The 12,788-nt window shown below is 60.1% G+C and carries 15 protein-coding genes and 1 pseudogene; 7 read left to right on the top strand and 9 right to left on the bottom strand.

Annotated elements, in window-relative coordinates; genetic code table 11:
- Window positions 1-18 precede the first annotated feature (18 nt).
- Entirely contained in the window at window positions 19-1,197 is a 1,179-nt protein-coding gene (locus BFN10_RS07700; protein WP_071489180.1) for a glycosyltransferase family 4 protein, read from the top strand.
- Between the two features lie 106 nt (window positions 1,198-1,303).
- Window positions 1,304-1,483, top strand: a complete 180-nt coding sequence (locus BFN10_RS07695) for a hypothetical protein (RefSeq protein WP_071489179.1) — start codon at window positions 1,304-1,306, stop codon at window positions 1,481-1,483.
- A gap of 48 nt (window positions 1,484-1,531) precedes the next feature.
- On the opposite strand, the gene BFN10_RS07690 is transcribed toward BFN10_RS07695, so the two are convergent.
- From BFN10_RS07690 to rplU, 7 genes are all read right to left on the bottom strand, one after another.
- Window positions 1,532-2,635: an NADH:flavin oxidoreductase gene (locus BFN10_RS07690; RefSeq protein ID WP_071489178.1), complete on the bottom strand. Its 1,104-nt coding sequence runs from the start codon at window positions 2,633-2,635 to the stop codon at window positions 1,532-1,534.
- Window positions 2,636-2,799: 164 nt separating this feature from the next.
- Window positions 2,800-3,282, bottom strand: a complete 483-nt coding sequence (locus BFN10_RS07685) for a glutathione peroxidase (protein WP_071489177.1) — start codon at window positions 3,280-3,282, stop codon at window positions 2,800-2,802.
- 101 nt (window positions 3,283-3,383) lie between these two features.
- A complete protein-coding gene (locus tag BFN10_RS07680) occupies window positions 3,384-3,848 on the bottom strand; it encodes a CreA family protein (RefSeq protein ID WP_015885841.1) in 465 nt (154 codons plus the stop codon).
- A 15-nt stretch (window positions 3,849-3,863) separates the two neighbouring features.
- Window positions 3,864-4,982 carry a glutamate 5-kinase gene (proB, locus tag BFN10_RS07675; protein ID WP_003176047.1) on the bottom strand — a complete coding sequence of 373 codons (1,119 nt, stop codon included), beginning with the start codon at window positions 4,980-4,982 and terminating at the stop codon, window positions 3,864-3,866.
- Window positions 4,983-5,093: 111 nt separating this feature from the next.
- Window positions 5,094-6,317: an Obg family GTPase CgtA gene (cgtA, locus tag BFN10_RS07670; protein ID WP_010206489.1), complete on the bottom strand. Its 1,224-nt coding sequence runs from the start codon at window positions 6,315-6,317 to the stop codon at window positions 5,094-5,096.
- 193 nt (window positions 6,318-6,510) lie between these two features.
- Complete coding sequence (gene rpmA / locus BFN10_RS07665; protein WP_003176049.1) at window positions 6,511-6,768, bottom strand: 50S ribosomal protein L27; 258 nt, start codon at window positions 6,766-6,768, stop codon at window positions 6,511-6,513.
- Window positions 6,769-6,802: 34 nt separating this feature from the next.
- A complete protein-coding gene (gene rplU, locus BFN10_RS07660) occupies window positions 6,803-7,117 on the bottom strand; it encodes a 50S ribosomal protein L21 (RefSeq protein ID WP_007950961.1) in 315 nt (104 codons plus the stop codon).
- 239 nt (window positions 7,118-7,356) lie between these two features.
- Here rplU and BFN10_RS07655 point away from each other — a divergent pair, with 239 nt between their 5' ends.
- From BFN10_RS07655 to BFN10_RS07645, 3 genes are all read left to right on the top strand, one after another.
- Window positions 7,357-8,325, top strand: coding sequence for a polyprenyl synthetase family protein (locus BFN10_RS07655; RefSeq protein ID WP_058425717.1), 969 nt, complete (start codon window positions 7,357-7,359; stop codon window positions 8,323-8,325).
- Window positions 8,326-8,439: 114 nt separating this feature from the next.
- Window positions 8,440-8,781, top strand: a complete 342-nt coding sequence (locus tag BFN10_RS07650; protein WP_071489176.1) for a zinc ribbon domain-containing protein YjdM — start codon at window positions 8,440-8,442, stop codon at window positions 8,779-8,781.
- A gap of 162 nt (window positions 8,782-8,943) precedes the next feature.
- Window positions 8,944-9,201, top strand: coding sequence for a PA4570 family protein (locus tag BFN10_RS07645; RefSeq protein ID WP_056858344.1), 258 nt, complete (start codon window positions 8,944-8,946; stop codon window positions 9,199-9,201).
- 60 nt (window positions 9,202-9,261) lie between these two features.
- On the opposite strand, the gene bamJ is transcribed toward BFN10_RS07645, so the two are convergent.
- Complete coding sequence (bamJ, locus tag BFN10_RS07640) at window positions 9,262-9,879, bottom strand: BamJ family beta-barrel-assembly machinery protein (protein ID WP_003176055.1); 618 nt, start codon at window positions 9,877-9,879, stop codon at window positions 9,262-9,264.
- Between the two features lie 265 nt (window positions 9,880-10,144).
- Between bamJ and BFN10_RS30035 the strand changes: the two are divergent.
- A pseudogene (locus BFN10_RS30035) lies at window positions 10,145-11,209 on the top strand (methyl-accepting chemotaxis protein); the annotation flags it as partial.
- Window positions 11,201-12,064: a methyl-accepting chemotaxis protein gene (locus tag BFN10_RS30030; RefSeq protein ID WP_370636473.1), complete on the top strand. Its 864-nt coding sequence runs from the start codon at window positions 11,201-11,203 to the stop codon at window positions 12,062-12,064. The pseudogene BFN10_RS30035 and the gene BFN10_RS30030, both read left to right, overlap by 9 nt.
- A 327-nt stretch (window positions 12,065-12,391) precedes the next feature.
- On the opposite strand, the gene BFN10_RS07630 is transcribed toward BFN10_RS30030, so the two are convergent.
- Window positions 12,392-12,760, bottom strand: coding sequence for a glyoxalase superfamily protein (locus tag BFN10_RS07630; protein ID WP_071489174.1), 369 nt, complete (start codon window positions 12,758-12,760; stop codon window positions 12,392-12,394).
- Window positions 12,761-12,788: the final 28 nt, after the last annotated feature.

Raw genomic sequence — 12,788 nt, 5'->3', positions numbered from 1 at the left:
ACAGAGACACTGTGGGTCATGACGACAGCTTCGCTTCACATCACCCTCATCACCGAAACCTTCCCGCCAGAGATCAACGGGGTGGCCAATACCCTTGGTCGCCTGTGCGAGGGTTTGCGGGCGCGTGGCCATCAAGTCGAACTGGTGCGACCGCGCCAGGGCGTCGACCAGAGCCGTCCCAGCGACGACGCGTTATTGCTATGCCGTGGCTGGCCGCTGCCGGGATATCCTGGCCTGCAGTGGGGGCAGTCGTCGATGCACAAGTTGCTGCGGCGCTGGACCCGTCAGCGTCCGGACGTGCTCTACATCGCCACGGAAGGGCCCCTGGGCTTGTCTGCCCTGCGTGCGGCCCGGCGCCTGGGGATCAGTGTGGTCAGCGGCTTTCACACCAACTTCCAGCAGTACTCGAACCAGTACGGCTTAAGCATGCTGAGCCGGATGGTCACGCACTATCTGCGCTGGTTCCACAACCGTTCGACGCTGACCCTGGTACCCAGCGCCAGCCAGCGCCTGGAGCTGGAGCGCCGGCATTTCGAGCGTCTGGGGATGTTGTCGCGCGGAGTGGACAGCCAACTGTTCCATCCCGCCAAACGCGACAATGCGCTGCGGGAAAGTTGGGCGTTGAACAGTGAGCAAACCGCCGTGCTCTATGTGGGCAGACTGGCGCAGGAGAAAAACCTGGGGTTGCTCAAGCGCTGCTTTGAGACCTTGCAGGACACCTATCCACTGCGCCAGATGAAACTCATCATCGTGGGTGATGGCCCGCAGCGGGCGACGCTGGAGAAGGAATTGCCGGAGGCGATTTTCTGCGGCACCTTGCGCGGAGAGGAACTGGCGCGGCATTACGCATCGGGCGATGTGTTCCTCTTCCCCAGCCTCACCGAAACCTTCGGCAACGTGGTGTTGGAAGCCATGGCATCAGGATTGGGGGTGGTGGCTTATGACCAGGCCGCTGCAAGCCAGCATATCCGCCACGGCTACAACGGCGTGCTGGCGATGCCCGGAGACGAGAACGCGTTTTGCGAGGCCGCCAATTGGCTGCTGGAGGACGCTGAAAGCCTGCGCCGCATGCGTCTGAATGCACGCCAGCATGCGAGCCGCCAGGGCTGGCCGGCGATTATCGAGCAGTTTGAGCATCAGTTACGCGGTGCATGTGATGAAAGTCTTGCGCTTCCTACACAGCCTTATGTGCGATGAATCAATATGTCTTTCCTGATATTTAAATCAGGAACTGCTTAATGCTGCATACCAATTATTGATACCTGCTATCTGAGCAGGGCTTTCAATAATGGAGGTAAGGTACATGTCAGCTTACGGAATGGGTGTACGTAATGGCGTCAACATGCCAAACGCCGAATGGGCGCGCCAGCAACAATGGATGGATAAATCTCGGGCAGAACCTCCTGTCTACGGCCAACCGGGGCATAAAGACCTGAACAAAACCGATCACACAAAAGAACTGTACAAGGGGCCGCAGTACTAACGCCCGACGGCATAAAGCTCCCTGTGTAATCACAGGGAGCCCAGCCACTCACACCAGCGTCATCAACGCCTCACGACTGAACGGCAGGATGTCGCCCTCGCGACCTTCGCGCACCTTCAACGCCCAATCCGGGTCCACCAACAGGGCACGGCCCACGGCGACCAGGTCAAACTCGTCGTTGTTCAAGCGCTCCAGCAGCTTCTCCAGGCTGGCCGGTTGCGCGACTTTGTCGGTGTTGACCATGAACTGAAGGAACTCACCATCCAGGCCCACGCTGCCCACGGTGATGGTCGGCTTGCCGGTGAGCTGGCGGGTCCAGCCGGCCAGGTTGAGGTCGGACCCTTCGAATTCCGGCTCCCAGAAACGCCGAGTGGAGCAGTGGAAAATGTCTACGCCCGCATCAGACAACGGCTTGAGAAACTCGCCCAGCGCCTCGGGAGTTTGCACCAGACGCGCGGTGTAGTCCTGCTGCTTCCATTGGGAGAAACGGAAGATGATCGGAAATTCCGGGCCGACGGCAGCACGGGTAGCCTGGATTAGCTCGATGGCAAAGCGCGAGCGGTTGGCCAGGCTGCCACCGTATTCGTCGGTGCGCTGGTTGCTGCCTTCCCAGAAGAACTGATCGACCAGATAGCCGTGGGCACCGTGGATCTCAACGCCGTCCATGCCGATGCTCTGGGCATCCTTGGCGGCTTGGGCGAAGGCGTTGATCACGTCCTTGATGTCTTGCTGGGTCATGCCATGCACGACCACGTTGCCATCCTTGAGCTTCTCCATCGGGCCGTAGGCCGGTACGCTGGCGTCAGGTTCAGTGCCGATACGGCGCACGCTGCCTACATGCCACAGTTGCGGGACGATCTTGCCGCCTTCGGCGTGTACCGCGTCGACCACTTTCTTCCAGCCGGCCAGGGCGGCTTCACCGTAGAAGTGCGGGACATTGGGGTAACCGTTGGAGGCCTGGTGGCCGACCACGGTGCCTTCGGTGATGATCAGCCCCACACCGGCAGCGGCGCGGCGGCGGTAGTACTCAATCACTTTGGAGTTGGGCACGCCACCCGGCGAGAACGAGCGGGTCATCGGCGCCATGACGACGCGGGTCGACAGTCGCAATGCGCCGAGCTGGAACGGTTTGAACAAGGCTTGGACAGGCATGGGGGCACTCCACGGAAGACGGTATTTATGATGTGGATAATATGGGGAGTGCGACATGCTGGGTAGCACTATTGATCTGGGTGATTAAGGGGTAAAAGTGATGGCCGGTCGGGGCTGCTTCGCAGCCCAGCGCGGGACAAGCCCGCTCATTACAACTGCAGCGCTTAGCTGAGGGCTTTTTCGATGGCCTGGACAATTGTCGGGTCATCCGGTGCAGTGCGTGGGGAGAAGCGCGCGAGCACTCGCCCATCCTTGCCCAGCAGGAATTTTTCGAAGTTCCAGGTGATATCCCCAGGAAACTCAGCGCCCTCGCCCGCCAGCAGGCGGTACAACTGGTGACGGTCAGGACCGTTGACCTCAAGTTTGCTGCCCAACGGGAAGGTCACCCCGTAGTTCAGGCTGCAGAACTCCTGGATCTCTTCTTCTGTCCCTGGCTCCTGGCCAGCAAATTGATTGCACGGCAGGCCAAGCACGGTAAACCCCTGGTCCTTGTATTGCTGGTAGAGGTTTTCCAGTGCCGCATATTGCGGGGTCAAGCCACATTTGGAGGCCACGTTGACCACCAGCACCACTTGCCCCTTGAAGGGCGCCAGCGGCAGCTCTTGTCCGTCCAAAGCTTTGAGTTTCAGGTCGTGGAAAGCACTCATGACGAACTCCAGATATCCCATGTTCTTCACATTGCGGCACTTCGAGATTACAGCCCGCAAGCCTGCAATCATAGACGCCGATTGCAAAACTCGCCTGCAGGTTACTGAGCGGTCGGCCAGGGCAAAATCGGAATCGCCGTCACGGCGTTCTGCGGGCTGCCTTCGATCAGGCGGTCGCTGTAGACCAGGTACACCAGAGTGTTGCGCTTCTTGTCGAGGAAGCGCACCACCTGCATGGTCTTGAACACCAGCGAGGTGCGCTCCTTGAACACTTCGTCGCCGTCCTTGAGTTCGCCCTTGAAGCGGATCGGCCCTACCTGGCGGCAGGCAATCGAGGCTTCGGCGCGATCTTCGGCCAGGCCCAGGCCGCCTTTCACGCCGCCGGTCTTGGCACGGGACAGGTAGCAAGTCACACCGTCGACCTTGGGGTCGTCAAAGGCTTCGACGACGATCCGGTCGTTGGGCCCGACAAACTTGAACACCGTCGACACTTGGCCGATTTCCTCGGCCGAGGCCAGCAACGGCATGGCCAGCAGCAGGCCGAGCAATCCCTTCATGACACGCATGGTGTATTCCTTTGGTTAGACCAGGATCAGGTTATCGCGGTGAACCAGTTCCGGTTCGGCCATGTAACCCAAGAGTCCGACAATCGCATCGGAGGATTGTCCAATAATTTTCTGGGCTTCCAGCGCGCTGTAGTTGGCCAGGCCCCGGGCGATCTCGCGACCGTCCGGCGCCACGCACACCACCATCTCGCCACGGCGGAAGCTGCCCTGCACCAACTTGACGCCCACCGGCAGCAGGCTCTTGTTGCCTTGGGACAGCGCCGACACGGCGCCATCGTCCAGCACCAGGGTGCCACGGGTTTGCAGATGACCGGCCAGCCACTGTTTGCGCGCCGCGAGCATGCCGCGTTCCGGCGACAGCAGCGTCCCGATGCGCTCACCGGCCTTGAGGCGATCCAGCACACGTTCGATGCGCCCACCGACGATGATGGTGTGCGCACCGGAACGTGCCGCCAGGCGTGCAGCCCGCAGCTTGGTCTGCATGCCGCCGCGGCCCAGGGCGCCGCCAACGCTGCCGGCCACGGCGTCCAGCGCCGGGTCATCGGCACGGGCTTCGTAGATCAACTGGGCGTCAGGGTTGTTACGCGGGTCGGCGTCGAACATGCCGTCGCGGTCGGTGAGGATCACCAACAGGTCGGCTTCCACCAGGTTGGCCACCAGGGCGGCCAGGGTGTCGTTGTCGCCGAAGCGGATTTCGTCGGTGACCACCGTGTCGTTCTCGTTGATCACCGGGATGACCTTGAGCTCCACCAGCGCGCGCAGGGTGCTGCGGGCATTGAGGTAGCGCTTGCGGTCGGACAGGTCGTCGTGGGTCAGCAGGATCTGCGCCGTATGGCGACCGTGCTCGGCAAAGCTGGATTCCCAGGCTTGCACCAGGCCCATCTGGCCGATGGCGGCGGCGGCTTGCAGTTCGTGCATCGCGCTGGGTCGCGCGGTCCAGCCGAGGCGACTCATCCCGGCGGCAACCGCCCCGGACGACACCAGCACCAACTCTACGCCGGCCTCATGCAAGGCCACCATCTGCTCGACCCAGACGCTCATGGCCGCGCGATCCAGCCCCTTGCCATCCGCCGTCAGCAACGCACTGCCGATCTTTACGACCCAGCGCTGCGCACCTGTCACTTTGCTCCGCATCATCTTCAACCTTAGATTGAGGGCTGCGCGACCCAGCGCGGCCCATAACGTTAAACCCGGATACTAAAACGCCGCTCTATAAGGAGCGGCGTTCAAGTTTATCGCAACGACTCAGTCGCGCACGTAAATGATTTCAGGACCGTCTTCATCATCCACGTCTTCTTCGTCCCAATCGTCGTCGCCGATGTCATGGACCGACTTCACGCCGCTGCGGCGCAGGGCGCGCTGGTCGTCCAGAGCCTGCAGTTGAGCACGTGCCTCGTCTTCGATGCGCTGGTCGAGTTCGGCCAGCTCTGCCTTGAATACCGGGTCGGCCGCCAGGCGGTCGGCACGGTCTTCAAGATAACGCATGATGTCGCGAGTCAGGCGCTCGGTGCCTTCTTTGGCAATGGCCGAGATCACGTAGACCGGGCCTTCCCACTCCAGGCGATCGACGATTTCCTTGACGCGCTCTTCGTGCTCTTCTTCGAGGATCTGGTCGCACTTGTTCAGCACCAGCCAACGATCACGCTCGGCCAGGGACGGGCTGAACTTGGTCAGTTCGCTGACGATCACTTCGGCGGCGTCCGGTGCACTGGTGTCATCCAGCGGCGCCATGTCCACGAGGTGCAACAGCAAACGGGTACGCGACAAGTGCTTGAGGAAGCGGATGCCCAGGCCTGCGCCATCGGAGGCACCTTCGATCAGACCGGGAATGTCGGCGATCACGAAGCTTTTCCAACGGTCGACGCTGACCACGCCCAGGTTCGGCACCAGAGTGGTGAACGGGTAGTCGGCGACTTTCGGCTTGGCGGCCGAGACCGAACGGATGAAGGTACTTTTACCGGCGTTCGGCAGGCCCAGCAGGCCCACGTCGGCGAGCACCTTCATTTCCAGCTTGAGGTCACGCTGCTCGCCCGGCTTGCCTGGCGTGGTCTGGCGCGGTGCACGGTTGGTACTGGACTTGAATCGGGTGTTACCCAGACCGTGCCAGCCGCCCTGCACTACCATCAGCTTCTGGCCAGCCTTGGTCAGGTCGCCAATCACTTCCTGGGTCGCAGAGTCGATGATCGTGGTGCCGACCGGTACGCGCAGTACCAGGTCTTCGCCTTTTTTACCGGTGCAGTCGGTGCTGCCGCCGTTGGAGCCACGCTCGGCATCGAAGTGCCGGGTGTAACGGTAGTCGACCAGGGTGTTGAGGTTTTCGTCGGCCATCATGTAGATGGAACCGCCGTCACCGCCGTCACCGCCGTTGGGGCCACCATTTTCGATGAATTTTTCGCGACGGAAACTCATGCAACCGTTACCGCCGTCGCCTGCTTTTACTCGGATGGAAACTTCATCAACGAACTTCATAACAAAACGCCTCTCGCCGCTTGGACGAGCTTAAGAAACCAAGACATAAGACTCTTGCAAAAATGAGCGCAGCGACCTCAACCAGCGACCGCAAAACCAGCGCTTGAGCCCATTACAAACAGCTTTGCAAGAGACTCACCCCACAAACGAAAAAGCCCCGTCGCAAGACAGGGCTTTTCCAGCGATCTCGCAATTAAGCTGCGACAACGCTCACGTAACGGCGGTTGAACGCGCCTTTTACTTCAAACTTGATCACGCCTTCGATTTTCGCGAAGAGGGTGTGATCTTTACCCATGCCTACACCGTAACCGGCGTGGAATTGGGTGCCGCGCTGACGCACGATGATGTTGCCCGGAATGATTTTCTGGCCGCCATACATCTTAACGCCAAGGCGTTTGGCTTCTGAGTCGCGACCGTTACGGGTACTACCACCAGCTTTTTTGTGTGCCATGAGTCAATTCTCCTAGTGAGGAATTAGGCTGAAATTAAGCCTGAATACCGGTGATTTTGATCTCGGTGTACCACTGGCGGTGGCCCATACGCTTCATGTGGTGCTTACGACGACGGAACTTGATGATGCGGACTTTATCGTGACGACCTTGGGAGATCACTTCAGCCACAACGGTAGCGCCAGCAACAACTGGAGCGCCGATGTTCACGTCATCGCCATTGGCGACCAACAGAACGCGATCAAAAGTAACGGATTCGCCGGTAGCGACTTCCAGTTTTTCGATCTTCAGGTATTCACCTGGGGCGACTTTGTATTGCTTGCCACCAGTAACAATTACTGCGTACGACATGGTATTTCTCCGATAATCCTGCTCACCCAGCGCTTTATAAGAAGAGGTATTGGCTGGCATGGCTGCATGGGATGGACGTCCCGAATGCAATTGCGTAAGGCAGGTGCTGCCCAGGAAGTTCAGGGTGCGCGATTGTACGCAAGGTAAAGGGGTGTTGCAAGTGGCCGTCCATCGCGCCTTGACACCCGGGGGCCTGGGTCCTAGCATGCCGCGCAACCCTTCTGGAGCGACTGTCGCTGATGCAACCCCAAGCTTTCTACCGCGCGGTCGCGGACGATTTTAGCGCCGTCGACGGCATCATCAAGAAGCAGCTGACTTCTAAAGTGCCGCTGGTCTCCAAAATTGGCGACTATATTACGTCGGCGGGCGGTAAGCGCCTGCGTCCTTTATTAGTGTTGCTGTGTGGCAAGGCCCTGGGCCGTGAAGGCGATGACCTGCGCCTGCTGGCAGCCACCATCGAGTTCCTGCACACCGCCACCCTGCTGCATGACGACGTGGTCGACATGTCCGGCATGCGCCGTGGCCGTGAGACCGCCAATGCCATGTGGGGCAACGCCCCCAGCGTATTGGTGGGCGACTTCCTGTACTCGCGCTCGTTCGAAATGATGGTTGAACTCGGCTCGATGCCGGTGATGAAGATTCTTTCACAGGCCACACGCATCATCGCCGAAGGCGAAGTATTGCAACTGTCGAAGGTCCGCGACGCCAGCACCACCGAAGAAACCTACATGGAAGTGATTCGCGGCAAGACCGCGATGCTCTTCGAAGCCTCCACCCACAGCGCCGCAGCCTTGTGCAACGCCACCGCCGAACAGGCCGAAGCGCTGCGCACCTTTGGCGATCACCTGGGCGTGGCGTTCCAATTGGTGGACGACCTGCTCGACTACCGTGGCGACGCCGAAACCCTGGGCAAGAACGTCGGTGATGACCTGGCCGAGGGCAAGCCGACCCTGCCACTGATCTACACCATGCGCGAAGGCACGCCGGAACAGGCCGCCCTGGTGCGCAAGGCGATCCAGAAAGGCGGGATCGAAGATCTGGAAGCCATCCGCGCCGCTGTCGAAGCATCGGGTTCCCTGGACTACACCGCGCAGCTGGCGCGTGATTTCGTGGCCCGAGCCATCCAGTGCCTGGAAGCCCTGCCAGCCAGCGAATACCGGGATGCCCTGGTTGAACTGAGTGAGTTTGCGGTCGCCCGTACCCATTGACGCGGGCCCATGTGGGAGGCGCTCCTCCCACATTTAGATTTCATACAACCTGTAAGACCACAAATCCCTATATAATGTGCGACTTTTAGCCATCCTGACTTTCAAGGAGCTTTAGTGAGCACGTTGCCACCCTGCCCGAAATGCAATTCCGAATACACCTACGAAGATGGCGCCCAGCTGATCTGCCCGGAATGCGCCCATGAGTGGTCCGCCACTGGCGAGGCCGAAGCGACCGGCGATGAAACCGTGAAGAAAGATTCTGTAGGCAACGTCCTGCAGGACGGCGACACCATCACCGTGATCAAGGACCTCAAGGTCAAGGGCACCTCCCTGGTAGTCAAGGTCGGTACCAAGGTCAAGAACATCCGCCTGTGTGACGGCGACCACGATATCGACTGCAAGATCGACGGCATCGGCCCGATGAAGCTCAAGTCCGAGTTCGTGCGTAAAGTCTGAACACGCTGCATCCATCCCGCGCCCGCCGCGGGATGGCGTTTCGCCCTCTGCGTTGACCTCTCGCAATATCCACACAGAAAAACCCGGAAATCGCCAATAGGCACTTGCTATTCTACGAATAAGAATTATTCTCATTGAAACCCCATCAAGGAGATGCGACCCATGACTTATTTGATAGATGCCTGGCTGGACCGTCCACACCCTTACCTGCGGATCCTGCATCGGGAAACCGGTGAAGTCTGTGCGGTACTGGAAGAAGAAGCGTTGAGTGAACTGCAGGATCAGGGCGACCTGGACGTCAATGGCCTGAGTTCCAGTGAACCTGGGGTGTTGAAGGAGGTGGTGCGCAATCTGTTTCTGTTCTGCTATGCCCGAGCGTTGCGCCCGGCCACGGAGCTCAATGGCAAGTTCCATCCATGAGCACAACCGCAAAACACTGTGGGGACGAGCAGGCTCGCTCCCACAGGTAATCAGCAGGCCTTACAGAACGTCGAGCAGCTCGACGTCGAACACCAGAACGCTGTGCGGCGGGATGCTGCCAACGCCTTGAGCGCCGTAAGCCAGTTCGCTCGGCACGTATAGACGCCATTTGCTGCCGGCATTCATCAGTTGCAGGGCTTCGGTCCAGCCGGCGATCACGCCGCCCACCGGGAATTCTGCAGGCTGGCCGCGCTCGTAGGAACTGTCGAACACAGTGCCGTCGATCAGGGTGCCGTGGTAGTGAGTACGCACTTGGTCTTCACGGGTCGGCTTGGCGCCATCACCGGCGGTCAGCACTTCGAATTGCAGACCGGAAGCCAGGGTAGTGATGCCATCACGCTTGGCGTTTTCAGCCAGGAACGCCAGGCCGGCACCCGCCGCAGCTTCAGCCTTGGCAGCGGCTTCGGCCTGCATGATTTCGCGGATCACCTTGAAGCTGGCAGCCATTTGCTCCTGGTCAACACGGCTTGGCTTGCCGGCGAAAGCGTCGGTCAGGCCGGCGAGGATTGCATCCAGGCTTACGCCCGGTGGCGGGTTGTCGCGCAGTTGGTCGCCCAACTGACGGCCGATACCGTAGCTGACGCGGGTTTCGTCGGTGGACAGATTAACTTCGGACATGAAGAGGCTCCGCTGTAGGGCGACACAGTTTCCTGCGCCATCCAAAACTAAAAGGGCCCGCAGACTAGCATAAAACCGGCATGCACGATGAACCCCGCGCCTCATGCCTGCGGGCTTCGTTGGTCGGTCAGGCGGGGGTTACCCATTGATGCATGAATAAAAAGTTTCAGATTCCAACTCGTCCGCCGATACAGCCCTACACATCTTGGCTGGCTCAAACAACAACACCGCCCAGCAGACAGACATCACTTTTGCGGAGCATTCGATGAACAGCTGGTTCGGTAACATCAGCGTCAACCTCAAACTCGGCCTGGGCTTCGGCCTGGTGCTGGTCCTCACCTCGATCCTGGCCCTCACCGGCTGGACCAGCCTGGGCGGCCTGATCGACCGCAGCAACTGGATGAGCGACATCACCCAGCTCAACGCGTCCCTGACCAAGCTGCGCATCGTGCGCCTGCAATACATGCTCGCCAACGGCGACGAGGCCGTGGCCCAGACCGTACAGACCAACCTGGATGCCTTTGCTGCCCAGCAACAGAAACTGCTCGACAGCTTCAAGAGCCCGGAAAACCTCAAACTGCTCAACGAGCAGAAAGCGATCATCACCGCTTACCAACAGTCGCTGACCAAAATGCGCGAGGCCTACCGTAACGGCAATGCCTCTCGCCAGGTGATGGGCGACAAAGCCGACATCGCCAACGCCCAGATCAATGCGCTGGAGAGCAGCGTCAAGCAAATGCCTGACAGTGCGGAGCACCTGGCCCAGTTCCAGGCCGTGGCCGACGCCAAGCTGCAGTTCCAATTGGCGCGTTACGAAGTGCGCGGTTACACCGGCAACGTCAACCCGGACACCGAAGCCCGTGCCGCCGCACAGATTGAAAAAACCATCGCCGGCTTGAAAGACCTCAGCGCCGCTTTCGGTAGCAGCCAACAGAACGCACTGACCTCGCTGGAAACCGCTCTGGGCGCCTACCGCACTGCCGTGCAGAACTACAAGGCAGCCAATGCCAACATCGTCACCGCCCGGGCCGAAATGACCACCCAAGGCGCCGATATCGTGACCATCAGCGACAAGCTGTACGACATTCAGCTGAACCGCCGCGACGCCGAAAGCGCCCAGGCCCGCAGCCTGCAATTGATCAGCACCTTGCTGGCCCTGCTGGTCGGCGTGATTGCCGCGCTGGTTATCACCCGCCAGATCACTCGCCCGATCCAGGAAACCCTGGCCGTGGTGGAACGTATCGCTTCCGGCGACCTGAGCCACAATATCCAGGTTACCCGTCGCGATGAGCTGGGCGTGCTGCAACAAGGCATCCAGCGCATGGGCACCACCCTGCGCGAATTGATCAGCGGCATCCGCGACGGCGTGACCCAGATCGCCAGCGCCGCCGAAGAGCTGTCGGCCGTGACCGAGCAGACCAGCGCTGGCGTGAACAGCCAGAAAATCGAGACCGACCAGGTTGCCACGGCGATGCACGAAATGACCGCCACCGTGCAGGAAGTCGCGCGTAACGCCGAACAAGCCTCCCTCGCCGCTGCCGACGCCGATGGTCAAGCCCGTGCCGGCGACAAGGTGGTCGCCGAGGCCATCGCCCAGATCGAACGCCTGGCCGCCGAAGTCGCGCGCTCCACCGACGCCATGACCCATCTGCAACAAGAGAGCAACAAAATCGGCAGTGTGATGGACGTGATCAAGGCCGTGGCCGAACAGACCAACCTGCTGGCCCTCAACGCGGCGATCGAAGCGGCGCGTGCCGGTGAAGCCGGGCGTGGGTTTGCCGTGGTGGCCGACGAAGTACGTGGCCTGGCCCAGCGCACGCAAAAATCCACCGAAGAAATCGAAGGCCTGGTCGCCGGTTTGCAGAACGGCACCCAGCAAGTGGCCAACGTGATGAACAACAGCCGCAGCCTCACCGACAGCAGTGTCGAGCTGACCCGCAAGGCCGGAGTGTCGCTGGAAAACATCACCCGTACGGTGTCGAATATCCAGTCGATGAACCAGCAGATCGCCGCCGCCGCCGAGCAGCAAAGCGCCGTGGCTGAAGAGATCAGCCGTAGCATCGTGAATGTGCGTGATGTGTCGGAGCAAACCGCTACGGCGAGTGACGAGACGGCCAAGTCCAGTGTGGAACTGGCGCGGCTGGGCAGCCAGTTGCAGCAGATGGTCAGCCACTTCCGGGTTTAAGAACCGCAGTCCCGGTGGCGAGAGAGCTTGCTCCCGTTGGGGCGCGAAGCGGCCCTGATCAAGTTGATGCAGATTTGAAGTTGAGAGCGCAGTGAATGCTTGGGGCTGCTACGCAGCCCAACGGGAGCAAGCTCCCTCGCCACAGGCAAACCTAGACATACTCGGCCCTCCGTGAGTTGGGCCTTACCTCCAGCACACTTACCGGAACACGTGAGCCTTCGGACGCGAGTCGGTTGCGTCTTTTGAGAGAGCAACCCCAGCCACTAACTGGTGTTGCAAAAAAAACCGCCCTACCAAGGCGGTTTTTTATTGCCCGCGATTTACCCCTCAGCCCTCGCCTTCCTCAACAAACACCAGCCGATTCCCAAACGGATCCTTGATGCTCATCTCCCGCGAGCTCCAGGGCGTTTCCTCAACCCCTGGCTTGGCATACCGGTAATCCTTGCCAACCAACTGCTGCTGATACGCGTCCACCCCTTGTGCCTGAATCCGCACCGCCGCGCCCGGCGACGCATCGCCATGGTGCTCAGTCAAATGCAACACGCATTCACCCAGCGATACCTGCAGGTACAACGGAAAATTCGCCTCGAAACGATGCTGCCAATCCACCTTGAACCCCAAAAAGTCCACGTAGAACTCCAACGCCTTGGCCTCGTCGAAAATCCGCAGGATGGGGGTGACTTTTCCTAAGTGCATGGCAATCGCTCCGTTCATAAGAGCGCCC

It is taken from the genome of Pseudomonas extremorientalis, from assembly GCF_001870465.1.
GTDB lineage: Bacteria > Pseudomonadota > Gammaproteobacteria > Pseudomonadales > Pseudomonadaceae > Aquipseudomonas > Aquipseudomonas extremorientalis.
Note: the sequence above shows the minus strand (reverse complement) of the source record. Positions and strands in the feature narration are given on the sequence as shown.